General features: G+C 61.1%; 23 protein-coding genes. 17 read left to right on the plus strand and 6 right to left on the minus strand.

All coding sequences use genetic code 11. The annotated features are described in order from the left end of the window. The 10 genes from WAO69_RS15080 to WAO69_RS15125 all read left to right on the plus strand — a co-directional run. The coding region (locus WAO69_RS15080; RefSeq protein WP_422180585.1) for a hypothetical protein at positions 1-655 on the plus strand (655 nt) is incomplete at its 5' end. 94 nt (positions 656-749) lie between these two features. Beyond that, complete coding sequence (locus WAO69_RS15085; RefSeq protein WP_422180587.1) at positions 750-2,141, plus strand: sensor histidine kinase; 1,392 nt, start codon at positions 750-752, stop codon at positions 2,139-2,141. A gap of 281 nt (positions 2,142-2,422) precedes the next feature. Next, the gene (locus WAO69_RS15090; protein ID WP_422180589.1) at positions 2,423-3,172 is read left to right on the plus strand and encodes an acyl-homoserine-lactone synthase; all 750 of its coding nucleotides are present in this window, start codon (positions 2,423-2,425) and stop codon (positions 3,170-3,172) included. A 163-nt stretch (positions 3,173-3,335) separates the two neighbouring features. Further along, entirely contained in the window at positions 3,336-4,913 is a 1,578-nt protein-coding gene (locus tag WAO69_RS15095; RefSeq protein ID WP_422180592.1) for an ABC transporter substrate-binding protein, read from the plus strand. A gap of 182 nt (positions 4,914-5,095) precedes the next feature. Further along, entirely contained in the window at positions 5,096-5,620 is a 525-nt protein-coding gene (locus tag WAO69_RS15100; protein ID WP_422180594.1) for a DUF4329 domain-containing protein, read from the plus strand. A gap of 165 nt (positions 5,621-5,785) precedes the next feature. Then, positions 5,786-6,760 (plus strand): ABC transporter permease, encoded by a 975-nt coding sequence (locus WAO69_RS15105; RefSeq protein ID WP_422180596.1) that lies wholly within the window; start codon positions 5,786-5,788, stop codon positions 6,758-6,760. A 92-nt stretch (positions 6,761-6,852) separates the two neighbouring features. After that, on the plus strand, positions 6,853-7,725 hold the full coding sequence (locus WAO69_RS15110; RefSeq protein ID WP_422180631.1) for an ABC transporter permease: 873 nt from the start codon (positions 6,853-6,855) through the stop codon (positions 7,723-7,725). 34 nt (positions 7,726-7,759) lie between these two features. Next, on the plus strand, positions 7,760-8,590 hold the full coding sequence (locus tag WAO69_RS15115) for a GNAT family N-acetyltransferase (protein WP_422180598.1): 831 nt from the start codon (positions 7,760-7,762) through the stop codon (positions 8,588-8,590). A 50-nt stretch (positions 8,591-8,640) separates the two neighbouring features. Continuing rightward, a complete protein-coding gene (locus WAO69_RS15120) occupies positions 8,641-9,615 on the plus strand; it encodes an ABC transporter ATP-binding protein (RefSeq protein WP_422180600.1) in 975 nt (324 codons plus the stop codon). Beyond that, a complete protein-coding gene (locus WAO69_RS15125; protein WP_422180602.1) occupies positions 9,612-10,589 on the plus strand; it encodes an ABC transporter ATP-binding protein in 978 nt (325 codons plus the stop codon). The genes WAO69_RS15120 and WAO69_RS15125 overlap by 4 nt, the downstream gene beginning before the upstream one ends. An 85-nt stretch (positions 10,590-10,674) precedes the next feature. Here the strand turns inward: WAO69_RS15125 and WAO69_RS15130 are convergent, their stop codons facing one another. Together WAO69_RS15130 and bhcR are read right to left on the minus strand one after the other, a co-directional pair. Continuing rightward, positions 10,675-12,390, minus strand: coding sequence for a sulfatase-like hydrolase/transferase (locus WAO69_RS15130; RefSeq protein ID WP_422180604.1), 1,716 nt, complete (start codon positions 12,388-12,390; stop codon positions 10,675-10,677). A gap of 87 nt (positions 12,391-12,477) precedes the next feature. Continuing rightward, positions 12,478-13,311, minus strand: a complete 834-nt coding sequence (bhcR, locus tag WAO69_RS15135; RefSeq protein ID WP_422180606.1) for an HTH-type transcriptional regulator BhcR — start codon at positions 13,309-13,311, stop codon at positions 12,478-12,480. A 166-nt stretch (positions 13,312-13,477) separates the two neighbouring features. Here bhcR and bhcA point away from each other — a divergent pair, with 166 nt between their 5' ends. The 5 genes from bhcA (at position 13,478) to WAO69_RS15160 (ending at position 18,970) form a co-directional block, all read left to right on the plus strand. After that, entirely contained in the window at positions 13,478-14,668 is a 1,191-nt protein-coding gene (gene bhcA, locus WAO69_RS15140; protein WP_422180608.1) for an L-aspartate--glyoxylate aminotransferase BhcA, read from the plus strand. Continuing rightward, positions 14,665-15,633 (plus strand): beta-hydroxyaspartate dehydratase BhcB, encoded by a 969-nt coding sequence (gene bhcB / locus WAO69_RS15145; RefSeq protein ID WP_422180610.1) that lies wholly within the window; start codon positions 14,665-14,667, stop codon positions 15,631-15,633. Before bhcA ends, bhcB begins: the two co-directional genes overlap by 4 nt. Positions 15,634-15,707: 74 nt before the next feature. Next, complete coding sequence (gene bhcC, locus WAO69_RS15150) at positions 15,708-16,871, plus strand: 3-hydroxy-D-aspartate aldolase BhcC (protein WP_422180612.1); 1,164 nt, start codon at positions 15,708-15,710, stop codon at positions 16,869-16,871. Between the two features lie 2 nt (positions 16,872-16,873). Continuing rightward, complete coding sequence (gene bhcD, locus WAO69_RS15155) at positions 16,874-17,872, plus strand: iminosuccinate reductase BhcD (protein ID WP_422180614.1); 999 nt, start codon at positions 16,874-16,876, stop codon at positions 17,870-17,872. A 99-nt stretch (positions 17,873-17,971) separates the two neighbouring features. Beyond that, positions 17,972-18,970, plus strand: a complete 999-nt coding sequence (locus WAO69_RS15160) for a type I glyceraldehyde-3-phosphate dehydrogenase (protein WP_422180616.1) — start codon at positions 17,972-17,974, stop codon at positions 18,968-18,970. Positions 18,971-18,993: 23 nt separating this feature from the next. Here the strand turns inward: WAO69_RS15160 and WAO69_RS15165 are convergent, their stop codons facing one another. Beyond that, positions 18,994-19,842, minus strand: coding sequence for a LysM peptidoglycan-binding domain-containing protein (locus WAO69_RS15165; protein ID WP_422180618.1), 849 nt, complete (start codon positions 19,840-19,842; stop codon positions 18,994-18,996). A gap of 270 nt (positions 19,843-20,112) precedes the next feature. Between WAO69_RS15165 and WAO69_RS15170 the strand changes: the two genes are divergently transcribed. Together WAO69_RS15170 and WAO69_RS15175 are read left to right on the plus strand one after the other, a co-directional pair. Then, positions 20,113-20,946: an HAD-IIB family hydrolase gene (locus WAO69_RS15170; protein ID WP_422180620.1), complete on the plus strand. Its 834-nt coding sequence runs from the start codon at positions 20,113-20,115 to the stop codon at positions 20,944-20,946. Then, positions 20,939-22,165 carry a glycosyl transferase gene (locus WAO69_RS15175; protein ID WP_422180622.1) on the plus strand — a complete coding sequence of 409 codons (1,227 nt, stop codon included), beginning with the start codon at positions 20,939-20,941 and terminating at the stop codon, positions 22,163-22,165. Before WAO69_RS15170 ends, WAO69_RS15175 begins: the two co-directional genes overlap by 8 nt. Positions 22,166-22,268: 103 nt before the next feature. Here the strand turns inward: WAO69_RS15175 and WAO69_RS15180 are convergent, their stop codons facing one another. From WAO69_RS15180 to WAO69_RS15190, 3 genes are all read right to left on the minus strand, one after another. Continuing rightward, a complete protein-coding gene (locus WAO69_RS15180) occupies positions 22,269-23,285 on the minus strand; it encodes a hypothetical protein (RefSeq protein ID WP_422180625.1) in 1,017 nt (338 codons plus the stop codon). A gap of 23 nt (positions 23,286-23,308) precedes the next feature. Beyond that, positions 23,309-23,779 (minus strand): transcription elongation factor GreA, encoded by a 471-nt coding sequence (greA, locus tag WAO69_RS15185; protein ID WP_422180627.1) that lies wholly within the window; start codon positions 23,777-23,779, stop codon positions 23,309-23,311. 157 nt (positions 23,780-23,936) lie between these two features. Next, the coding region (locus tag WAO69_RS15190; protein ID WP_422180629.1) for a VOC family protein at positions 23,937-24,302 on the minus strand (366 nt) is incomplete at its 5' end.

Here is a 24,302-nt window from a genome sequence, read left to right on the forward strand (position 1 = left end):
TGCCAAACGATCCTCTGCCAGCCATGCACTGTCCGATACGCTGATTGTGCGCAACGTCACGCGCTTTCTCGGACCGGACGAATACGAGAACTACGTCATGCAGGTCTCGCAAAGCCTGACCTCGCAATCATCCGTCGTCGCAATCAAGATCGTCGAAGCCAAAACGCTCCATGCCGAGCTTTTGCCCGAAGATTTCGAAGCGGTTATCCAGACCGTGGCCTCGTCAATCTCGGTGCTGACGCGCCAGGAAGGCCACATGATCTCGTACCGGGGCCATGGTATCTTCCTGTGCATCCGGATCGGGCGATACGATGTCTTGCCCGATACGTTCGAGGCGATCCTCAACAGGCAGATCTACGCCAGCAAACCCGATTCCATTGCTCGCCGCTCCATCAAGGTTTGCGTCGGAGCGACCAAGATCCTCAAGTCCAGCTCGAAAGCGGGGGCGCTGGATGCGCTGACAGCGGCTGTGGAAAGCGTTGAGGTCAAGGCAGAAAGGCTTGCAGACCTTCCGGTCATGTCAAGCCGCGTGTTGTCCAACCCGTCGCGGGACGTCGCGCATCAGAATGTCGAGCGGCGCATTTACTCGCTGATGCTCAAAGAGGTGATGACGAAGGACGCGCCAAAGTCTCCGTTCAGGAAACAATCATCATGAGATCTGCCTCATTATGACCAAACTGCAGACAATTTGTCATCAAACTGACCTGCGATGCTGTCCCTGAGCAGGACACAAAGGGAGGCGATGCAGCATGAACGTTGCACGCACAGACACCACCGATCAAAGCGCATGGTTCAAGCTTGACCGCATCGAGCGTCAGCTTAAGGATTATGTCGGGATCACCACGAAACTGATCTGGCAACGCCAGGCAATTTTCCTCGCGGCCACGGTCCTGTCGGCTTTCTACTTCGATCCGCTCGCTCCGATCCTGTGCTATGCAGTGGTTCTTCTGACCGAAATCTTCGATTTGTCCCTGGCCCGTCGTGTCAACGCGTGGGATGATCATGACCCGCGCCGCGCGCGCGAGTTTCTGGGCTGGATCATTGTCAACACGGTGCTCAGCGCCGTGGCCATCTGTGCTTTCGTGTTCTCGATCGCATTGCAACAGAACCAAGGCGGACATTTCACGCCGCTGTTCTTCCTCTTTGCCGCCGGCGTATTCGCGGCGATGAACAATCACCAGTTGATGCCTGCGCTGATGCTGCGTCTGGCCATATACTTCGTAACCTTCTTTGCCATCGTCCTTGTGGATATCTGGCGCTATAACCCGCCGCTGGATTCCCAGGCATGGCTGCACTTCTTCACTGTGCTTTTCGTTGTCTATTTCATCGTGGATTGCTCCTTTGCCTTTCTCAAACTCTATCGGCAGGGCCTGGCCCAACTGGAAGAGCTTCAGGAAGAACATGAGCGCACCAAGGCGGCCTATGAGGTTAAGTCGAAATTCATCTCGACCGTCAGCCACGAATTGCGCACGCCTCTGACCTCAATCAAAGGCTCGCTGGATCTGCTGAACTCGGGCGCGCTGGGCGAGGTGCCCGAACGCATGCGACCCATGATCGAAATCGCAGGCAAGAATTCCAAACGTCTGGCCGACCTGATCAACGATCTGCTTGATCTGCAAAAGATCGAAGCAGGCGAGATGATGTATCGCTTCGAGCCGCTCAGCGTCGGCCAACTGATCCGCGAAGCCACCGATGCAAACCTTGGATATGCCGACGGGCTGGGGATCGATCTGATCGCCCATCTTCCCTCACCGGATGTCTTTATCGAAGGCGATGAGGCCCGGCTCATGCAGGTCATGGCAAACGTCATTTCCAACGGTCTCAAGTTTTCCGACCGGGGCGCATCCGTGCGCGTGTTTTGCGAGATCGTGGGCCATCGCGTCCGTATCTGCGTCAAGGATAACGGCATCGGCATTCCCGAAAATGCCCGGGAAAAAGTGTTTGGAAAATTCACGCAGGTGGACAACTCGGATCAGCGCCGCACCGGAGGCACAGGTCTGGGGATGAACATCACCAAACAGATCGTCGAACGGCACAATGGTGAAATCGACTATGTCAGCCGTCTTGGACAGGGAACGACCTTCTTCATCGAGTTCGATATCTACGGCGCGAACCAGGAAAACCTTGCAGCCGCCGAGTAAGAAAGCGCGCAGAAACCTCTGTGCCAGGTTGAAGTGATGGGTTCAAGCGGTTGGAGAATCTGTGTTTTCCCAGGCTCTTCTTTACGTTGACCCAGACGGCGTAAGCTCAAATCTTGCGCGATTGACGCGCATAAGCATCAGATTTTTATGCCCAGTGTGACCCTGGCGCAACATCTCTCGCAATGGTTAATTCCGTGTTGCCCACAATGCAAACACAAGGTGGACCGGCAGGAGATAGTTCGGCTTAAGGTTGCTTCATATACTCACCATTGAGGTAGTAAATGCAGATCTCGCGGATGGCAGGGGCGGCCATTCCTGCGTCTTCAGTCTTTCCGGATTTGGAGCCGACGGAGCCGTCAGCCACAATTCAGGCTGAACCACGTGCAGTGCATCCGCGCTTGCGCGTCGTTCCCGATCAGGCTGAACGCCGATCGGCTCTGGCTCCGCGCGCCCATGTTCTGTCCTTTGCCAACATGCAACTTTTCGGTGATCTCTGGGCCAATTTCATGCGTGCGCGCAAATCCGTGTTCGTGGATCGTCTGCACTGGAGCCTGCCTGTCGAAGAAGGCATGGAATTCGACCAATATGACACGCCCCACGCGCGCTGGGTCGTGATCCATGAATTCGGTGAGGTGCTTGCCGGAGTCCGCCTGACCCCCACCACCTCCAAAGTGGGCCTTCACAGCTACATGTTGCGCGACGCCCAGCTTGGATTGTTGCCCGACATCCCCAGGGACGTTCTGTTCTTCGAAGCTCCGGTCGAAAAACGCATCTGGGAAGCCACGCGCCTGTTCATTGTCGATGAGGTCGCGGCTGAAAGACGCCTTGCGGTGCAAACCGCGCTGATGAGCAACTTTGCCAGCGCCGCGCGCGCCGAAGGCGCCACCCATGTGATCGGCATCGTGCCCGCGGTCTGGTCGCGCTGGCTCAGACGGCTGGACATGGGCGCGGTTCCTGTCGGTCCGCGCTTCTCGATCGACGGCACCCGCTCGCAAGCAGCCCTTTTCAATGTGATCAAACAAGCGCTCTGATTGCGTGCCGCGTCGTCCAAAAGACGTTATTTTCTTGATTCATGCTGACCGAACGTCAGTTTTCTGGCGAGCCAGTTGCAGAATCCCCGCTGCATCGGCTTTCTTACCAGTGTCCGACGCAGTAGGCTGCGTCTCACAAGAAACGTAACGGGGAAGTATACAAATGCTCAGAACACTCTTTACCGCGGCCACTGCCATCGCGCTGGTTGCGCCGGCCGTTCAGGCTGAAACGCTCAAATGGGCCCGCGCGGGTGACGCGCTGACCCTCGATCCGCATGCCCAGAACGAAGGTCCGACTTCGGCTCTGGCGCATCAGATCATGGAACCGCTTGTGATGCGCGACATGACCGGCAAGATCGTTCCGGCGCTGGCCACCGAATGGGGCCCTTCGGAATCCGATCCCAATGTCTGGACCTTCAAACTGCGCGAGGGTGTCACGTTCCATGACGGCGCGACCTTTGACAGCGAAGACGTCGTCTTCTCGCTCAACCGCGCGATGACACCTGATTCCGATTACAAGGAACTTCTGGCCTCGGTCGCCGAGGTGCGCGCGCCCGACGCCTACACGATCGAGATCGTCACCAACGGTCCCAACCCGATCATGCCAAGCAACCTCACCAACCTGTTCATCATGGACAAGGGCTGGGCCGAGGCGAACAACGCAACCAAGGTGCAGGATTACGAAGGCGGCGAAGACACATTCGCGGCCAAGAACGCCAATGGCACCGGCGCTTACAAGCTGGTCAGCCGCGAGCCTGACGTGCGCACCGTGCTTGAGATCAACGAGAACTACTGGGGCAAGGACGAATTCCCCCTCAACGTGACCCGGATCGAATACACCCCCATCCAGAACGCAGCGACCCGTGTCGCCGCGCTGCTGTCGGGCGAGGTGGATTTCATCCAGGACGTTCCCGTGCAGGATCTCCAGCGCGTCGCTGCGACTGACGGGCTTGACGTGCGTACAGCACCGCAAAACCGGGTGATCTTCTTCGGCATGAACATTGGCGACGCCGATCTGAAGAATGACAATGTCGACGGGTCCAACCCGCTTGCCGATGTGCGCGTGCGCCGGGCCATGTCGATGGCCATCAACCGCGACGCCATCCAGCAAGTCGTGATGCGCGGCCAGTCCGTTCCTGCGGGCATGATTGCACCGCCCTTCGTGAACGGCTGGAACGCAGAAATGGACAGCTCGTCCAAAACCGACATCGAAGCCGCCAAGGCCCTGATGGAGGAAGCAGGTTACGGCAACGGCTTCTCGATCCAGCTTGATTGCCCCAATGACCGCTACATCAACGATGAAGCGATCTGTCAGGCGGCTGTCGGCATGCTGGCGCAGATCGGCGTGACGGTGAACCTCGATGCCAAGCCCAAGGCGCAGCACTTCCCGCTGATCAGCACGCTGGAAACCGATTTCTACATGCTGGGCTGGGGTGTTCCGACCTATGACTCGGAATATGTGTTCAACTTCCTTGTGCACACCAGAACCGACAAATACGGCAGCTGGAACGGCCTGCGCTATTCCAACCCCGAGCTGGATGCCCAGATCGTGGCCCTGGCATCGGAAACCGATCTGCCCAAGCGCAACCAGATGATCAACGACATCTGGAAAGTGGTTCAGGACGAGCAACTCTATATCCCGATCCACCACCAGGTTCTGAACTGGGGCATGGCCTCCAAAGTCGGCACCATCGTTGCACCCGACGACACGGCCCAGTTCAAGTATTTTGAAATGAACTGATCCGCGCGATCGCAATGCAGCTATCAGGGCCGCCCCGGAACACCGGGGCGGCCCTTTTTTGCGCGCCCCGCGCCGACCCTGCCGACACCCCGCACGGGGCCGCGCCTGCCGGGTCTCCAAATTTTCGTGAGGGCTCTACGTGAGGCCTTGCCGCTCTGCGCGCCGCGGCGTAGCGTCATTCCATGATCCGTCTTGCCCTGTTGATCTTTCTGACGATGGGCCTTGCCCTGCCAGCCCATGCCCAGTCCCGCGCCGAGCAGGATCTGGCCAAGCAAACGCTGCGCGCGTTGCAAGAGCGCTCGGTCAAGGGCAATCGCGAATATTGCGGTGTCATCGGCCGCGATGCGGCCGGGCGGCTGGTGGTCAGTGAAGCCGTGCGTGGCAATCGCGCGCGCTGCCGCTATCCCAATTCTCCGCCGGGTACGACAGTGGTGGCCACATTCCACACCCACGGGGCCTTTCTGAAGAACTATGACAACGAAGTCCCCTCGGTTCTGGATGTGCTGGCCGACATGTATGCTGGCACCAATGGCTATGTCTCAACGCCGGGCGGTCGGTTCTGGTATGTCAACGGGCGCACCGGCGTGATCGAGCTTATCTGCGGCCCGAAATGCCTGCCCTGGGATCCGCGCTATGTACCCGGTCTGGCCGGGCCGGTGGCGGGCAAATACACGCTTGAACAGCTCAAGGATCGCCAGATGCGCTGATGGCTCCGGCGCGCGCCGCAGTGTTGAGCGCTGCCGCCAGCGTCTTTCGCATCCCCATCGAGGAAATACGCGCCGCAGCGCATGTTTGAGAGCTTCCAGCACCCGCGTCATTGTTGACCACCACGGCTCGGGCTGACATGAAGACTGCCTAACCGGAGGGTGGGCATGCTGGCATTTATCATCAGACGCGTGTTTCAGTCGGCAATCGTGTTGCTGATCGTCGGGCTGGTGGCGTTTTCGATGTTCCGATTTGTCGGCGATCCTGTCGACAACATGCTGGGGCAGGAGCGCACGCAGGCCGATATCGAACGGCTGCGCAGCGATCTGGGGCTGGATCAGCCCTTTCCGGTGCAATATCTGAAATTTCTCAGCGGAGCGGTGCAGGGCAATTTCGGCGTCTCCTATCGGCAGGGCCGCCCCGTGGCGGAAATCATTGCCGAACGCGCGCCCGCCACGCTGGAACTGGCGGCGGTCTCGGGCATGTTCGCCATCTTCGGCGGGATCGCCCTTGGCGTATTCACCGCGATCCGACGAAACGGGGTGGCGGCCAACGCCATCATGACCCTGTCCCTGATCGGGGTTTCGTTGCCCACCTTTCTCATCGGCATATTGCTGATCTATGTGTTCTCGGTTGAATTGGATCTGCTGCCCTCGTTCGGACGCGGGGAGGTCGTCGATCTTGGCTGGTGGTCGACGGGCTTCCTGACGAAATCCGGGCTGATGGCGCTGGTGCTGCCCTCGATCACGCTGGGTCTCTATCAGATGACGCTGATCATGCGGCTGGTGCGCTCTGAAATGCTTGAAGTGCTGCGCCAGGATTACATTCGTTTCGCCCGCGCGCGGGGGCTTAAGGAACGCACGGTAAACTTCCGCCATGCGATCAAGAACACGCTGGTGCCGGTGATCACGGTGACGGGGCTGCAATTGGGCTCGATCATCGCCTTTGCGATCATCACCGAAACGGTGTTCCAGTGGCCCGGCGTGGGGTTGTTGTTCATCAACGCGGTGCAGTTCGTCGATATCCCGGTCATGGCGGCCTATCTGATGTTGATCTCGGTGATGTTCGTGGCCATCAACCTGATTGTCGACCTGCTCTATTTCGCCATCGACCCGCGCCTGCGCGTGGACGGGAGGACGTGATGACCGACGCTGCCCAAAGCAAACCCGAGCCCACAGACATACCCGCACGCCGCTCGCGCATTTCGGAATTCCTTCAGTCCGATTTCATCTACATGTTCCGTCGCTCGCCGGTGGCGATCGGATCCTTCTCGGTGGTGGCGGTTCTGGTGCTGGCGGCGCTGCTGGCTCCGCTGATCGCGCCGCATGACCCGTTCAACCCGGCAACCCTGAACCTGATGAACGGCTTCACGGCCCCCGGCACGCCGAATGCCTTCACCGGCGATACCTTCCTGCTGGGCACGGATGATCAGGGCCGGGACGTGTTTTCGACGATCCTCTATGGCATGCGCATCTCGCTGTTCGTGGGCTTTGCGGCCGTGATGTTCGCGATGATACTGGGCGTGTTCCTGGGGCTGGTGGCGGCCTATGTCGGAGGCTGGCTGGAAACACTGATCATGCGCATTGCCGATATCCAGCTCACCTTTCCCTCGATCCTCGTGGCGATGCTGATCTTTGGCGTCGCCAAGGGGTTCACCCCGGTTGAATACCGCGACCAGATGGCGATCTGGGTGCTGATCATCGCCATAGGCCTGAGCGACTGGGTGCAGTTCGCCCGTGTCGTGCGCGGGGCCACGCTGGTTGAAAAGAACAAGGAATACGTGCAGGCCGCCCGCATGATCGGACGGACGGGTCCGGCGATCATGCTGCGCCATATCCTGCCCAATGTCCTGAGCCCGGTTCTGGTGATCGCCACGATCTCGCTGGCGCTGGCCATTATCGCCGAGGCCACGCTCTCCTTCCTTGGTGTCGGCGCCCCGCCCACGCAGCCCTCGCTGGGCACGCTGATCCGCATCGGGCAGAGCTTTCTGTTTTCGGGCGAATGGTGGATCCTTCTGTTCCCCGCCGCCACGCTGCTTGCGCTGGCGCTGTCGGTCAACCTTCTGGGCGACTGGCTGCGCGACGCTCTGAACCCGAGGCTGCGCTGATGATAGGGCTGCGACGATCGACAGGACGGGCGATATGAACCTGCGCGTGCGCAACATGGGCGCGGATGAGCTTGCCGGCGTGCTTGACTGGGCGGCCAGCGAAGGCTGGAACCCCGGGCATGACGATGCCGCGCCCTTTCATGCCACCGATCCCGAGGGCTTCTTTCTGGCCGAGGTCGCCGGTCAGCCGGTCGCGGCGATTTCGGTCGTCAATCACGGTGCGGACTGCGCCTTTCTGGGCCTCTATCTCTGTCTGCCCGATTACCGGGGACAAGGCATCGCATATGCGCTCTGGCAACATGCGCTGACCCATGCGGGCGCGCGGGTCGTGGGCCTTGATGGCGTGCCCGACCAGCAGGAGAACTATCGCAAGTCCGGCTTCGTGCTGACGGGCCAGACCTATCGGTTTTCCGGCACGATCGCCGGGCAGACCGATCCTGCCCTGCGCGCGGTGAGACCCGGGGATATCGCCATGCTGACGGATCTGGAGGCGCGGGCCAATGGCTATGCCAAACCGGCATTCATGGCCGCATGGTGTCTGGACATTGACACCCGCCACACGCTGGTTCTGGATCGCGACGGTGTTGCGGGCTTTGTCACGCTGCGCGCCTGCCGCGCGGGTTTCAAGATCGGACCTCTGGTCGCAGGCTCGATGGAGGATGGAGAGATCCTGATCCGCGCCGCTGCCGCGCGGGCCGAGGGGCAGATCATGATGATCGACGTGCCCGATGACTGTGCGCCGCTGATGGCGTGGTGCGAGGGGCAGGGCTTGAGCGTGTCGTTCAATACCGCGCGCATGTATCGCGGTACCCCGCCACAAGGCGGCACGCAAATCCGCGCAATCGCGACGATGGAGCTGGGATGATGGTGCAGTCCTCTCTGACCGGCTCCGCGCAGACCATACCGGAGGCGTCCTTGTCGCAGCCCGTTCTTTCCGTGCGCGACCTCGTGGTCGAAATCCCCACGCGTCAGGCGATCCTGCGCCCGGTGGATCATGTGTCCTATGACATCGCCGCAGGCGAGATCCTGGGCGTTGTCGGCGAATCCGGCGCGGGCAAATCCATGACCGGCAACGCGGTGATCGGCCTGCTGGACCGCCCCGCCCATATCGCGGGCGGAGAGATCTGGCTGAACGGAAAGCGCATCGACCAGCTGCGCCGCGAAGAGATGCGCAAGATCCGCGGCAAGGAGATCGGCATGATCTTTCAGGATCCGCTGACCTCGCTCAATCCGCTGCTGCGCATCGGCGATCAGCTTGAAGAGACGATCCTGGAACACCTCCCCGTCACAAGGGCACAGGCGCGCCGCCGTGCTCTGCAGGCGCTTGACGAGGTCGGCATCCCGGCTGCCGGCGAACGGCTTGGGTCCTATCCGCATGAGTTCTCGGGCGGTATGCGCCAGCGTGTGGTGATCGCACTGGCGCTGTGTGCAGAGCCGTCGCTGATCATCGCGGACGAGCCGACGACCGCTCTGGATGTGTCGGTACAGGCCCAGATCATCGCGCTGCTCAAGCGGCTCTGCCGCGAGCGCGGCACCTCGGTGATCCTTGTGACCCATGACATGGGCGTGATTGCCGAAGCCGCCGATCGCGTGGCGGTGATGTATGCGGGCCGGCTGGCCGAGCTTGGCCCGATCCGCGAGGTGCTGACTGCCCCGCGCCATCCCTATACCGACGGGCTGGTCGGCTCCATGCCCATGGCCTCGGCGGGCAACGCGCGTCTGCGCCAGATCCCGGGCGCGATGCCACGTCTGGGCAGTCTGCCCGATGGCTGCGCCTTTCATCCGCGCTGTCCCAAGGCTGCCGACAGATGTCGTCAGAACCCCGGACCCGTATTGGCCGACGCAGAGGGCCGTGCGGCCTGCTGGTTCCCCGCGGGGAACCCGACATGAGCCTTGTTCGCGTTCGCAACCTCACGCGCATCTTCGATGTCTCCAAACCCTGGCTGAACCGGGTGATCGAGAATGAGCCCAAGCGCCACCTCACGGCGGTTTCGGATGTGTCATTCGATGTTGCGGAAAATACCGTCTATGCCCTTGTCGGGGAAAGCGGGTCGGGCAAATCGACCATCGGCAAGATGCTGGTGGGGCTGTTGCGCCCTTCGTCAGGCTCGGTGGAAATCCGCGGCGTCAATCTGGCCGCCGAGAGCGATGCCAGAGCGGTGGATGCGATCCGCTCGGATATACAGATGATCTTTCAGGATCCCTATGCCTCGCTCAACCCGCGCTGGCGGGTGGGGGATATCATCGTGGAGCCGGTCGCGGCGCGTGGCGGCGACACCAAGGATCTTGCCACAAAGCTGCTGGAACAGGTGGGACTGGCCGCACAGGACGCGCAGAAATTCCCCCATGAGTTTTCAGGTGGCCAGCGCCAGCGGATCGGGGTGGCGCGGGCTTTGGCGTCCAATCCCAAGCTCATCGTCTGTGACGAACCGACCTCGGCACTGGATGTGTCGGTGCAGGCGCAGGTTCTGAACCTGATGTCGGATCTCAAGGACGATCTGGGGCTGACCTATCTGTTCATCAGTCACGACCTGACCGTGGTGCGCCATATGGCCGACACGATCGGCGTTCTCTATCTGGGCCGGCTTGTGGAAGAGGCGGATCCCGAGACGCTGTTCGAGGCACCGAAGCATCCCTATACCCAGATGCTTTTGGCCGCGGCTCCGCGCATGGATCATATCGGGCGCGAGGTGGAACCGCCCAAGGGCGAAATTCCCGACCCGATCAACCCGCCTTCGGGTTGCGCCTTTCATCCGCGCTGCCCGCTGGCGAGCGATCTGTGTCGACAGGAGCGCCCGGAATTGCGGTCTTTGGGCGGCGCGCGTGTCGCGTGTCATCACGCCGAGGTCGCCGCGTCGGGTTGAGGCCGCCTGTTGGGGCTCTGCCCCAAACCCCGGGGGTATTTGGGACCAGAAAGACGCAGGGGCATGATCCCGAGTTTCGCGGGCGTTATGCCTTTGGGTCGCTGTCTTCGAGGGGGGTGACCTGCACCGGGTTCCCATGGCGATCGCGCCAATGCGGGGCTTTGCGGGAGCGGTATTTCGAGGTCAGTTCGAGCGGGGTTTCGGTCTCGTCATAGATCCCGGGCATCACGCCCACGCGGCCGCTTTTGCTGCGCATGTCCATGAGTTGCCGCGGGGAGCGCGTGGTGCGCTGTGACGGTCGGCGCGCCCATGCGAAGAGCTTGTCATACATATCCGCGATCACCTCGTGGTGATCGTTGCTGTCGCCCAGATCGACCAGTTCGTCAGGGTCATTGGCAAGGTCGAACAGGATCGGTCGATAGCCGCCCTCGCAATGGATCAGTTTCCAGTGTTTGTCGGCCACCATGAACATCACCGCGTCGCGGACGGGCTGGTTCATCTTGGCCGCCACGGGCGAGGCGGAGTAATCATATTCGCAGATCACATAGTCGCGCAGGGTCTGGTCGCGTGCGCCGTGCAGGATGGGCAGAAGGGATTCACCTTCGAGGATATGGCCGGCAGGCTCGGCCCCTGCGGTGGCGACAAAGGTCGGGGCAAGGTCGATGGATTCCACCAGCGCATCGCAGGTTGTGCCGCGCGTGGCATCGGCCTCGGGCGAGGGGTCGTAGATGATCAGCGGCACCTTGGTCGAGGCGTCCTGGAAGAAGGTCTTTTCCCCCATCCAGTGATCGCCCAGGAAATCTCCGTGATCCGAGGTCAGCACGATCATCGTGTCATCCATGCGCCCGGTCTTTTCGAGCCAGTCAAACAGCACGCCCATCTGGTCGTCGCATTGCTTGATCAGCCCCATATAGGCCGGGATCACGGCATTGCGCACATGCGGCTGGCTGAAGCTTTCGCCGACCTTGGTGGTCATGAAGGCCTTGAGAACGGGATGGGCGTTGTCAAATTCCGCCTGCGCGCGCACCGGGGGGAGCACCTGGTTGGGGCCATACATGTCGCAATAGGGTTCGGGCACGATATAGGGCCAATGCGGCTTGATATAGCTGAGGTGCAGGCACCAGGGTGTGTCGCCTGCGGTTTCGATGAAGGCCATGGCGCGCCGCGTGAGATAGGGCGTTTCGCTGTCGTCTTCCTCGATATTGGCGGGTTTGGGGGAGTTTTTCAGGAACCAGCCCGACAGGACATTGCCGTCGTCATCCAGCGCGGAATTGGCAAAGTCATGCCAGGGGTTGTCGCTGTCATAGCCCTTGTCGCGCAGATAGGCGTTGTAGTGTTTCGCGCCGTTCGGATCATAGAAGCCATCCGGGCCTTCGGGCCGCATGCCGTCATCGCGCTCGAAGATGTCAAAGCCGCATTCCGCCACCCGCGCGCCGATGATGCTGTCGGGTTCGAGACCGAGCCGCGCCATGCCTTCGGCATCGGCCTTCATATGGGTCTTGCCCACGAGCCAGCAGTCCATCCCGGCCTTGCGCAGGTGGTCGCCCAGTGTCATTTCACCGACTTTCAGCGGGATGTTGTTCCAGGAGGCGCCATGGCTGTGCACATAGCGCCCGGTATAGGTGGACATGCGCGACGAGCCACAGATCGGTGACTGGATGTAGGCGCGTGTGAAGCGCACACCGCGGGCGGCGAGACGGTCGATATGGGGCGTGTGCAGATGCGGGTGGCCATAGCAGCTGAGGTAATCCCAGCGCAGTTGGTCAAACATGATGAACAAGATGTTTTTTGCTTTGGCCATGATGCCCTCATTGCTTGCGCTGCGATTGGGCCGCAATCCATCGGTGGATGCAAGCCGAAAGCAGGCTGCAGCGGTCGCGGCGCGGCCTTAGCGGTCCGCCCCGATGGCACGTGACAATTCGGCGGCGGCGCGGGCGACCTCATTGCCGAACCCGGTGATCTTGTCGTCGGGAATGCGGCTGGCGGGGCCGGATACCGAAATGCCGGCCACGGGTTCTCCGTTGGCGTCAAAGACCGGAGCGGCGACGCATTTCATGCCTTCGTTGCGCTCTTCTGCGTCAATCGAATAGCCGCGCGCGCGGGTCGCCTTGAGATCTGCATCCAGGGCCGCGCGATCGGTCAGGGTGAACGACGTAAACCGCTGCTGGCCATGTTCGATGATGATCTCGCTCAGGCGGTCTGCGTCCAGCTGCGCCATCAGCGCCTTGCCGATGCCGGAGGAGTGCATGGGCGAGAGCGTGCCGGGGGGGAAGAAGGCGCGGATCGAGGCGTGGGTTTCGATCTGGCTGAGAAACAGCACTTGTCCGCCGCGCTCGATCCCGAGGTTGGCGGTTTCGCCGGTGGCCTCCATCAGGCGGCGCAGGATCGGGCGGGCGCGTTCGACAAGGTTGGTGCGGCGCAGGAATTTCGAGCCGATCAGGAAGGCGCGCGGACCGATGTTCCAAAGCTGCTCGGCAGGGCTGAATTCGACCATGCCGCGCCCTTCCATCGTGACCAGCACGCGATAGACGGTCGCAGGAGATTCACCGGCGGTCTGGGCCAGTTCCGACAGGGTGGCGCTGCCCATGTCCGAGAGGGTTTCCAGAACCTCGAGAGCGCGGTCCAGAGACTTGATCGTGTTCTGGGCGGTTTTGTCGTGCCAGTCACGCGGACGGCCGCGCGCGCGTCGTGATTCTGGGGAATTTGCCGGGATCTCTGCCATGCTGCACCTGCATTGAAAAACTATTTCACATTATGAAAAAAGCAAACTACTGTAAACACGTGATTTTCCCCTTGTAGCGGTTTGTGAAAAACTTTTTCAAAAAAATTGAGTGCCGGGTCAGAACACCGCATAAGACATCAAATCCAATGCGAGGGAGAGACGCATCATGAGCTTTCAGAACCCGGTCTTCATTCCCGGCCCCACGAATATCCCCGAAGCAATCCGCAAAGCCTGCGATATGCCGACGATCGACCATCGCTCGCCCTTGTTTGCGACGATCCTGCATCCTGCGCTGGAAGGCGTGCGCGCCGTGCTCAAGCAGACGCGTGGTGAGACGTTCATCTTTCCCGCGTCGGGCACCGGCGGCTGGGAAGCGGCGCTGAGCAATACGCTGAACCCCGGTGACGGTATTCTGGCGGCGCGCAACGGCATGTTCAGCCACAAGTGGATTGATATGTGCACACGCTTCGGGCTGGATGTTCAGGTCGTGGATGTTGCCTGGGGCGAAGGTCTGCCAGTGGCGCAGTTTGAAGAGATCCTGCGTGCGGACACAGACGGCAAGATCAAGGCCGTTCTGGCTACGCATAACGAAACGGCAACCGGTGTTGTGTCGGACGTGGCGGGGCTGCGCCGCGCGATGGATGCGGCCGGACATGGCGCGCTGTTGATGGTGGACGGGGTCAGCTCGATCGGGTCCATGGATTTCCGGTTTGACGACTGGGGCGTGGACCTGGCTGTGACCGGGTCGCAGAAAGGCTTCATGCTGCCTGCGGGTCTGGCGATTGTCGGGTTCTCGCAAAAGGCGATTGCGGCCTCCAAGTCGAACACGCTGCCGCGCACCTTCTGGTCGATTGACGACATGCGCAGCGGCTATGCGGCCAATGCCTATCCCTATACGCCCTCGGTCGGGTTGATGAACGGTCTCAAGCTTGCCACCGAAATGCTGCTGGGGGAAGGTCTGGACGCTGTGTTCGCCCGCCATGCGCGTATCGCCGAAGGTGTTCGTGCGGCGACATTCGCCTGGGGCATGAAGCCCTGTGCGGTGAGCCCTGACCTTTACTCCAACACCGTGACCGCGATCTGCACGCCCGAGGGGTTCAATGCCTCGGATATCGTGTCCGTGGCTGCCAGGGAATATGGCATGGCCTTCGGCACTGGTCTGGGCGATGTCGCGGGCAAGGTGTTCCGCATCGGCCATCTGGGGATGCTGACGGATGCCATGGCGCTGTCGGGCATTGCCACGGCCGAGATGGTCATGGCAGATCTGGGTTTGCCGATCCAGTTGGGTTCCGGCGTTGCAGCGGCTCAGCAGGTCTATCGCCATGGTGCCATCGCCGAACGGATTGCAGCACAATGAAAGACATGATCCCCTATATCCCGACGTTTCAGGATATGCTGGATGCGCATGAGCGGATCATTCCGTATATCCATCGCACGCCGGTTCTGACCTCGTCCTATTTCAACGAACTGACCGGTGCCGAACTGTTCTTCAAATGCGAGAACTTTCAGAAAGCCGGTGCGTTCAAGGTGCGAGGTGCCTCGAACGCGGTGTTTGGTCTGACCGACGAGATGGCCGCGCGCGGTGTGGCCACCCATTCCTCGGGCAATCACGCGCTGTCGCTGTCCTATGCCGCGGGGCGTCGGGGTATCCCGTGCCACGTGGTCATGCCAAGGACTGCGCCCGAAGCCAAGAAAGCCGCCGTGCGCGGCTATGGCGGGATCATCACCGAATGCGAGCCTTCGACCTCGTCACGCGAGGAGGTGTTTGCCAGGGTGCAGGCCGAAACCGGGGCGGAATTCGTCCATCCCTATAACGATCCGCGCGTAATCGCCGGGCAGGGAACCTGCTCACGCGAGTTCATGGAGCAGACCGGTGGGGTCGACATCATGGTCGCGCCGATCGGTGGCGGTGGCATGATCTCGGGCACCTGCCTGACGCTGTCGCATATGGCACCCGAGGTGCAGATCATCGCTTCGGAACCCGAGCAGGCGGATGACGCCTATCGCAGCTTCAAGGCGGGTCACATTATCGCGGATGATGCGCCGGAAACCATCGCGGATGGCTTGAAAGTGCCGTTGAAGGAACTCACATGGCACTTCGTGTCCAACCATGTGACGGACATCCTGACGGCCTCCGAGCAAGAGATCATCGACGCGATGAAACTGACCTGGCAGCGGATGAAAATCGTGATGGAGGCCTCCTGCGCCGTGCCGCTGGCCACCATCTTGAAAAACAAGGAGCGCTTTGCAGGCAAGCGCGTCGGCGTGATCATCACGGGCGGCAATGTCGACATGATGAAACTTCCTTGGATGGCGCAGTAGCGCCGTCCAGACCACACAGGCTTTCTTGCGGGGCCTAACCCTCTGCACCCACCCAATACCGGGAGAAAAAGACGATGAAAGATCTGACGAACCTTGATCAATACGAAGTGGGCTATGACATTCCAGCGCTGCCCGGCATGGATGAGGCTGATATCCAGACTCCTTCGCTGATCCTTGATCTGGATGCGCTTGAGCGCAACATCAAGAAAATGGGCGATTACGCCAAGGCGCATGGTATGCGCCACCGGGTGCACGGCAAGATGCACAAATCCGTCGATGTCGCCAAGCTGCAGGTCGAACTGGGTGGTGCCTGCGGTGTGTGCTGCCAGAAAGTGTCCGAGGCCGAAGTCTTCGCGCGCGGCGGCATCAAGGACGTTCTGGTGTCCAACCAGGTGCGTGATCCTGCCAAGATCGATCGTCTGGCGCGCATGCCAAAACTGGGCGCGCGCACGATTTGCTGTGTCGATGATCTGGCCAATGTGGCTGATCTGTCGGCTGCTGCGACAAAGCACGGAACCGAGATCGAGTGCCTGGTGGAAATCGACTGTGGTGCCGGGCGTTGCGGTGTGACGACCACGCCTGCGGTTGTTGAAATCGCCAAGGCCATTGATGCGGCTGAGGGTCTGAAGTTTGCTGGTATCCAGGCCTATCAGGGTGCCATGCAGCACATGGATAGCTATGAGGATCGCAAAGCCAAGATCGGCATCGCCGTGGCGCAGGTCAAGGACGCCGTGGACACGCTCAAGGCCGAGGGTATCGAGTGCGACATCGTCGGTGGCGGCGGAACAGGTTCGTATTACTTCGAAAGCAATTCGGGCGTGTATAACGAGCTGCAGTGCGGATCCTATGCCTTCATGGATGCCGATTACGGTCGCATTCTGGATGAAAACGGCAAACGCATCGACCAGGGCGAATGGGAGAACGCCTTGTTCATCCTGACTTCGGTCATGAGCCATGCCAAGGCTGACAAGGCCATCGTGGATGCCGGTCTCAAGGCGCAATCCGTGGATAGCGGACTGCCGGTGATCTTTGGCCGCACGGATGTGGAATATGTCAAATGCTCGGACGAGCATGGTGTGGTTTCCGATCCGGCCGGAGTGCTGAAGGTGAACGACAAGCTGAAGCTGGTGCCGGGTCACTGCGATCCGACCTGCAACGTGCATGACTGGTATGTCGGTGTGCGCGACGGCAAGGTTGAAACCGTCTGGCCGGTGTCTGCACGCGGGCGGGCATACTGAACATGGGACTGGATACAAGCATGACCGACAGTGCCGTCACGATCGTTCCCGAGAGCGAGATCGCGGGGCTTATCACCCCCGAGATCGCCTTTGACGCGGTCGAGGCGACCTTTGCGGCCATGTCTCGCCGGTCCGCCTATAACTTTCCCGTCATCCGCGAGGCCATTGGCCACGCGGATGCGCTTTATGGCTTCAAGTCGGGGTTTGATCGCGAAAGCCTTGCCCTTGGGCTGAAGTCGGGCGGCTACTGGCCCGGCAATGACGCAAAGGGTCTGACCAATCACCAGTCCACCGTGATCCTGTTCGATGCCGATACCGGCAAGGTCAAGGCATTGGTGGGGGGCAATCTGTTGACGGCACTGCGCACAGCGGCGGCCTCGGCGGTGTCGATCAAGTATCTGGCGCGCAAAGACGCCAAGGTGCTGGGCATGATCGGTGCGGGCCATCAGTCGGCGTTTCAGATGCGCGCGGCCGTGGCGCAACGTGATTTCGAAAAGGTTGTCGGCTGGAATTACCACCCCGAGATGCTTTCGCGTCTTGAGGCCACCGCTGCCGAACTGGGTCTGCCTTTCGAGGCTGTGACGCTGGCCGAGCTGGGCGCGCAATCGGATGTGATCATCTCGATCACCTCGTCCTTTGCGCCCTCTTTGCTGGATGATCATGTCAAACCCGGCACGCATATCGCCTGCATGGGCACCGATACCAAGGGCAAGCAGGAGGTCGAGGCCTCGCTCTTGACCCGCGCCATCGTCTTTACCGATGAGATCGCACAGTCGATCACCATTGGCGAAGCGCAGCATGCGATTGCCGAGGGATCCCTGCGCGAAGATCAGATCATCGAGATCGGGGCCGTCATCAATGGCGATCACCCCGGTCGCAGCAGCGACGATCAGATCACGCTGTTTGACGGGACCGGGGTTGGTCTGCAGGATCTGGCCGTGGCCAGCGCCGCTGTGGACCTGGCCAAAGCCAAGGGTGTCGCCTCAAAGGTGGACTTCTAGACCTCTTGCATCTGGCGCTGTCCATTGGGGCCGCGCGTGCATAAGCCTTGACGGGCAGACCGACATAGCGGTCTGCCCGTTTCCATTGGAGCGACTGACATGCCCGGACAGATCAGCATTGCCATCACTGGCATGGGTCGGATTGGCCGTACCATCCTGCGCCAGATTGCCCTGCAGGGCAAAGACAGCCCCTTTCGGGTGGTGCATCTGAACGATATCGCGCCGCTGGAGACGATCGCGTATCTCTTGCGGTTTGACAGCGTGTTTGGCGGCTTTCCCGGACAGATCGAAACCGAGGGCGATGCGTTGATCCTGAACGGGCAGCGCATTGCTTTCACGCGGTCCGGTGATCTGGATGTGGATCTGTCCGGCGTCGATCTGTTGATGGAGTGTACCGGCAAAGCCCGGACGCGGGACTGGGCCGAACGGGGATTGCATCGTGGTGCCGGGGGGGTGCTGATTTCGGGGCCGTCCCCGGCGGTGGATGTCACGGTTGTGATGGGGGCCAACGACGCGGCGCTTGGGCAGGCGCGGATCGTATCGAATGCGTCATGCACCACCAATGCGCTGGCACCGGTTCTCAGCGCACTGGATCAGGCCTGGGGCATTGAGAGCGCGCATATGACGACGATCCATTGCTATACCGGCAGCCAGCCGATGATCGATGCGCCGCGTGATGATCTGGCGCGCAGTCGGGCCGGGGCGCTGTCGATGGTGCCGACAACGACCAGTGCGACATCGCTGATGGACGAGGTTCTTCCGCATCTGGCCGGGCGCATCAGCGGTGCCGCGGTGCGGGTTCCCACGGCCAGCGTGTCGTCGATCGATCTGGTGGTGCAGGCGCGCGATTTGCCGGCGGGTGATCTGAGAGGGCCACTCAAGGCGCTTGCCGAACTCGCGCCGGTGATCGGGTGGACGGACTGGCCGAACGTGTCCTCGGACATGCGGGCGCGGCCCGAGTCGGTGATCCTGGCGCTTCCGGAAACCAAGCGCATCGGCAAGAGCCAACTCCGCCTGTTTGGCTGGTATGACAATGAATGGGGTTTTTCCGCCCGGATGCTGGATATGGCGCAGAGGATGGCGGAGCGCAGGCCATAGGCAGGGCCGGCGTCACCGGCCCGTCACTTTGCCGCCACCTTCCTGAGTTGATCGCGCAGGGCCTTGTTCTCGGCGATCATCAGATCCATGGATTTCACGATCTTGGCCGATTGCGCCTCCATCTGACGGATCATCACGTCGAACTCCTTGAGGGGATCCCAGGTGACGGCTTTCGACCAGGCGTCCCAGCCTTCGCCGAACTGTCCGGCCATGACCTTCTTGAACAGCCCTTCGTTGCGCGCCTTGATGAAGGTCTTTCCCCAGAAGGACGGGCTGGTCATCTTGAAAAAGGAATCCCCCGTGATGCCCAGCACGGCGATGGCGTTGGTGCTGCTTTTGCTCATCTTCGAGGCCCCCGCCTGCAGGGCCGGTTCCAGCGCGGTCAGCCTCATGCCCGTGACTTCCTTGAGGATGTCCTTGTTGGCCTTGGCGACCTCGGTAGCTTTCATCGTGCTCATCTTGGCACCCTTGGCGACGATCTTCCCGATGGACATGAACAGTGTCGCCAGCATGGCGGCGGCATCGGCGGCCTGGGCTGTCTTCTTGAAGGACGCCTTGCCGCTGCGGATCTCGGAGGCCAATTGCGATGTGGTCTTGATCTGGTCCTTGCGCGCGGCTTCGAGATGCTTGATGCGCTCTTCAACGGTCGCGATCAGACTGTTGACGTCCTTGCGCTTGTCCGGTGTCAGCGCATAGTCGGGAATGATGATCTTGTCGCCCGGCTGGATCGCGTTGGGATCGGGTCGGGTCTTGCGGAACTTGGCGTTGACGGGATCCTCGTAGATGATCTTGAAGGATTTGACACCGTAACGCTTGGCGATCTTTTCAAGATTTTCGCCTTTCTTGACCTGATGCACAACGGTTCTGGGCATGCTCGGGGACCTCCGATCTGACACTGTTGCGCGTCAATGTGCAAACTCCGCCGGGTCGGATCAAGATTTTTCGGCCCAGCAAGGGGGGCGGCTGTCATGTTTATCCGCGCCCGATCATCGGCGGTGCGGACTGGTGGATCAGCTGTCTGCTCAGGGATATCACAGGTTGCGCCCAATTTTTGGGCGAAATCAGACGGGTCTCTGTGCGTAAATCGCCAAAATTCCCGCCGAGCTGTTCAGAATCTGGGCAAAATCGGTCACACAGGCTGTGTGGGCGCAAACACCGGCATAAGAAACCCCGCCAGGGGTCTGATCGTTTTTTCTGATCTGGATGGGACGCTGCTGGATCATCACAGCTATGCCCATGCACCGGCGCTGCCCACGCTGGAGCGGTTGCGAGGGGCCGGGATTCCTCTGGTTCTGGCCAGTTCCAAGACGGCGGCCGAGATGGTTCCGCTGCGCGCTGAACTTGGGTTTCAGCACTGTCCGATGATTTGCGAGAACGGCGCGGGTCTGATCGAGGCCGGTGGATTGGGGCTGAGCGGGGACGAGGAATATCATCGCTTGCGCCTGGCGCTGGATCGGCTGGGCGCTGATCTGCGCGGCGCGTTCGAGGGGTTTGGCGACATGACGCTGGCGCGGATATGCGACGTGACCGGCTTGACCGAAGAGGCCGCCGAGCGGGCCGCCAAACGTCAGTTTTCAGAGCCCGGGATCTGGAACGGGACTGAGGATGGCTTGCAGATGTTTCTGGCGGCACTCGATGCTGTGGGCCTGTCTGCGCGCAGGGGCGGGCGGTTCGTGACGCTGAGCTTTGGCAAGACAAAGGCCGATCAGATGAGCCATATCCTTGCGCAGATGCAGTGCGACACCGTGATCGCACTGGGCGATGCGCCCAATGACGCCGAGATGTTGCTGGCCGCCGATTACGCGATCATCCTGCCCGCTGCAAAGGGGGCGGCGGAACCGGAGATACCCGAGGGCAGCGGGCCAACAAGGATCCTGCGGGCCCAACAGCCCGGGCCAGATGGCTGGAACAAGACGCTGGGCGCGCTGTTAACGCAATTGGGCGTGGCTGAGGAGGAGGGAGACCAACGTGGCTGATTTTCATCAGAACGGAAACATCGCAACGCTGCACAATCTGCGCGGCGGGGCCGGGCGCTCGATGGAGCAGGCGGTGACGGCCTTTGCGCAGTCGCGCAAGATCAGCCTGATCCTGCCGTCTCTTTACTCGGAGCTTGAGGCACCGGCTTTGGGCCATATCGTCGAGGAACTGGCGCAGGTGCCTTATCTGCATCGGATCATCATCGGGCTGGACCGGGCGGATCAGGACCAGTTCGCGCATGCGGTCGCGTATTTCTCGAAGCTGCCGCAGGAGCATGTGGTGATCTGGAATGACAGCCCGCGCCAGAAGGCGATCGGATCGCGGCTGGAGGCGATGGGTCTGTATCCGTCCGAGCCGGGCAAGGGCAAGAATGTCTGGACCTGTCTGGGCTATCTGATGGCCTGTCAGGACAGTGCGGTGGTGGCGATCCATGACTGCGATATCACCACCTATAATCGCGAGATGCTGACGCGGCTGGTCTATCCCGTGGCCAATCCGAATTTCCCCTATCAGCTGGCCAAGGGATATTATCCGCGTGTCGGCGGAGGCAGCATGAACGGACGGGTCACGCGGCTGTTGGTGTCGCCCTTGCTGATCGCGCTCAAGAAGGTGATCGGGGATCGCGACTACATCGATTACCTGCGGTCGTTCCGCTATCCGCTGTCGGGCGAATTTGCCATGCGGACCGGTATGTTACCCGATCTGCGCATCCCGTCCGACTGGGGTCTGGAGATCGGGGTCCTGTCCGAGGCCTGGCGCAATCTTGCGCCGAAATCCGTCTGTCAGGTCGAGATCGCGGATACCTATGACCACAAGCATCAGGACCTCAGCAGCGAGGATGCCGGCACCGGGCTGAACCGCATGTCGACGGATATCTGCAAGGCGGTTTTCCGCAAGCTGGCGGCGGATGGAACGGTGTTCACCACGCATATCTTCCGCACGCTGAAAGCCACCTATTACCGCACCGCGCTGGATCTTCTGGAGAGCTATTACAACGACGCCGCGATGAACGGGCTGACGCTGGATCGCCACCGCGAGGAACAGGCGATCGAGCTGTTTGCCGAGAACATCATGCGCGCCGGGCAGGTGTTTCTGGACAACCCCTCAGAGACCCCGTTCATCGCCACATGGAGCCGGGTGCATGCGGCTGATCCGGACCTGATGCGCGATATGCTTTGCGCGGTGGCGGATGATCATGACGATCTGAAACGGGGGTAAATCCTCGGAAAAACTGCTGACACAACCCGTACACACCCGGTACACACCCTGTGCATACACTCTGCGCCGCGGGCGCAATGGTTGCCTGCGCGAGTGGTGGCCGTCAGTCGAAGGTTCCCGCCACGCGGCCCAGAAGCATGAAGGCGCGGGCGGTGCGGGTTTCGCTCAGAGCCTGGATGTCGCTGTCGGTTGCGCGGGGTTCGAACTCGCTCAGCATGCGGTCGAATTTGCGCAGAAAGTGATGGGCGGCGTCGCGAAAGATCGGATCCTGTTTCATGCGCCCTGCGGTCAGCGCCAGCGAAGAGCGATCCCGGATTCCGCCCAGGGGGGCCACGGCGCGGCCGCGGATGCCGCTTGAGAATTGCCGCCAGATTTCCGGGCGGGCCAGATCGGGGCGCAGGTCGTCCATGTAGATGCCGTCCTGGCTGAGCAGGGTCAGCACGTCCTGTGCGGCCTGGATCATCTGGGCGGTGTTGCGATCCTTCAGCGCGCGGCGCAGGGCGGCGAAACCGTCCTCGTCTTCGGCGGTTTCGGGAAAGTTCATGGCGCGGATGAAATCCGACGTCTCGAGCGGCGGTGACAGCTCTTCTGCGGGCGTGCCAAGTTCAAGGCGGCCCTGATCCTCGACCGGGCCTGCGGGGGCGGGTGGCGTCACGGAGGGGGCGCGCGTGTCGCGCCGGATGGTCGAGAACGTGGCCAGCGCGGTCTCGGTCTTCTTGGTGATCGCGGCGATCTCGTCGAGTTTTCTTGTAACCGAAGACGGCTCGGCACCGACTGCGCCGCGCTGCTGTTGTTGCAGATATGCCTGGCGGATCGCGTCGATGGACGATTGCAGGCGCTGGCTTTCCTCGCGCATGATGCGGCTGGCGCGTGCGGCGGTGGCGGCCACCCAGATCATCGCCACGGGCATGAAGATTGCCAGCATCGTGACCAGGAAGCCGGCACCGTCAAAGCCCGCCTGGGCACCATCGGGCATCATCACGAAAAAGATCACGGCGGCAATGACCCAGATCGCGCTGAGCGCGATGGCGACCACCTCGATACTTGTGACGCTCTGGCGCTCGGGGCGTTCATACAGACCCAAACGCGTCGGCTTGTTCTTAGTGTCTTGCCCGGACATGGGTGCCTCTGGCTGTAAAGGTCTCAGGAATAGACGATCTTGATGACCTCATAGGATTTCTCGCCCCCTGGGGTGCGCACTTCGACGCTGTCGCCTTCATCCTTGCCAATGAGGGCGCGCGCAATGGGGGATTTGATGTTCAGCAGACCCTTTTCGACATTGGCTTCGTGTTCGCCGACGATCTGCCATGTCTTTTCCTCATCCGTGTCTTCGTCCACCAGCGTGACCTTTGCTCCGAACTTGATGCTGCCGGAGAGTTTGGAGGGGTCGATGACCTCGGCCAGACCCAGAACCCCTTCGAGCTCCTTTATGCGGCCTTCGATGAAGGACTGCTTTTCGCGCGCGGAATGGTATTCGGCGTTTTCGCTGAGGTCGCCATGTTCGCGCGCCTCGGCAATCGCCTTGATGATCGCAGGGCGTTCCACGGATTTGAGGGTCTTCAGCTCGGCTTCCAGCGCGCTGTAGCCCGCCCGCGTCATCGGAATTTTGTCCATGGCACTCTTCCAAACAGTCCAGTCGCGCCGCAGGGATTTGACCCGGGGCCCGTTCATTCAGGTTGACCTGTACCTGACAGATAGCAGGGATGAAATGCAAGAGGCTTGGCGGTGCCATGCCCATGATGCGACAGGCACCGCTGGTCAGTGGTGGGGCCTAGTCATAGGATACCACCTCATATTCGATGCCATCCGCATCGTGGAAGTAAAAGCGCCGACCGGGTTCGTAATCGGCGTGGTTGTTGGGGGTGAAGCCCGCGGCAAGCACCTTGTGTTCCATGGCCCCGATGTCGTCGGTGACAACTGCCAGGTGGTTCAGACCGCCCACCGTGGTGTACGTGTTGTCGGTCGCGGCCTTGGGTGTGCCCGGTGTGTAAAGCGCCAGATAGCTGCGGTCATCGCCCACATGCACGCTGCGCCCCTTGTGAATCGAGTCGCCCGCCCAGCGGATATGCCAGCCAAAGACATCGCACATCCAGGCGGCGGTCTTGTCGGGGTCGGCGACGGTGTAATTGGTATGTTC

This window comes from Aestuariivita sp., from assembly GCF_049276915.1.
In the GTDB taxonomy this organism is placed as follows: domain Bacteria; phylum Pseudomonadota; class Alphaproteobacteria; order Rhodobacterales; family Rhodobacteraceae; genus Aestuariivita.

What these genes read in the sequence shown, in the direction of transcription:
- WAO69_RS15085 (WP_422180587.1), top strand. Translation starts at nt 750, where the DNA reads ATGAACGTTGCACGCACAGACACCACCGATCAAAGCGCATGGTTCAAG.
- WAO69_RS15090 (WP_422180589.1), top strand. Translation starts at nt 2,423, where the DNA reads ATGCAGATCTCGCGGATGGCAGGGGCGGCCATTCCTGCGTCTTCAGTC.
- WAO69_RS15095 (WP_422180592.1), top strand. Translation starts at nt 3,336, where the DNA reads ATGCTCAGAACACTCTTTACCGCGGCCACTGCCATCGCGCTGGTTGCG.
- WAO69_RS15100 (WP_422180594.1), top strand. Translation starts at nt 5,096, where the DNA reads ATGATCCGTCTTGCCCTGTTGATCTTTCTGACGATGGGCCTTGCCCTG.
- WAO69_RS15105 (WP_422180596.1), top strand. Translation starts at nt 5,786, where the DNA reads ATGCTGGCATTTATCATCAGACGCGTGTTTCAGTCGGCAATCGTGTTG.
- WAO69_RS15110 (WP_422180631.1), top strand. Translation starts at nt 6,853, where the DNA reads ATGTTCCGTCGCTCGCCGGTGGCGATCGGATCCTTCTCGGTGGTGGCG.
- WAO69_RS15115 (WP_422180598.1), top strand. Translation starts at nt 7,760, where the DNA reads ATGAACCTGCGCGTGCGCAACATGGGCGCGGATGAGCTTGCCGGCGTG.
- WAO69_RS15125 (WP_422180602.1), top strand. Translation starts at nt 9,612, where the DNA reads ATGAGCCTTGTTCGCGTTCGCAACCTCACGCGCATCTTCGATGTCTCC.
- WAO69_RS15130 (WP_422180604.1), bottom strand. Translation starts at nt 12,390, where the DNA reads ATGGCCAAAGCAAAAAACATCTTGTTCATCATGTTTGACCAACTGCGC.
- bhcR (WP_422180606.1), bottom strand. Translation starts at nt 13,311, where the DNA reads ATGGCAGAGATCCCGGCAAATTCCCCAGAATCACGACGCGCGCGCGGC.
- bhcA (WP_422180608.1), top strand. Translation starts at nt 13,478, where the DNA reads ATGAGCTTTCAGAACCCGGTCTTCATTCCCGGCCCCACGAATATCCCC.
- bhcB (WP_422180610.1), top strand. Translation starts at nt 14,665, where the DNA reads ATGAAAGACATGATCCCCTATATCCCGACGTTTCAGGATATGCTGGAT.
- bhcC (WP_422180612.1), top strand. Translation starts at nt 15,708, where the DNA reads ATGAAAGATCTGACGAACCTTGATCAATACGAAGTGGGCTATGACATT.
- bhcD (WP_422180614.1), top strand. Translation starts at nt 16,874, where the DNA reads ATGGGACTGGATACAAGCATGACCGACAGTGCCGTCACGATCGTTCCC.
- WAO69_RS15160 (WP_422180616.1), top strand. Translation starts at nt 17,972, where the DNA reads ATGCCCGGACAGATCAGCATTGCCATCACTGGCATGGGTCGGATTGGC.
- WAO69_RS15165 (WP_422180618.1), bottom strand. Translation starts at nt 19,842, where the DNA reads ATGCCCAGAACCGTTGTGCATCAGGTCAAGAAAGGCGAAAATCTTGAA.
- WAO69_RS15180 (WP_422180625.1), bottom strand. Translation starts at nt 23,285, where the DNA reads ATGTCCGGGCAAGACACTAAGAACAAGCCGACGCGTTTGGGTCTGTAT.
- greA (WP_422180627.1), bottom strand. Translation starts at nt 23,779, where the DNA reads ATGGACAAAATTCCGATGACGCGGGCGGGCTACAGCGCGCTGGAAGCC.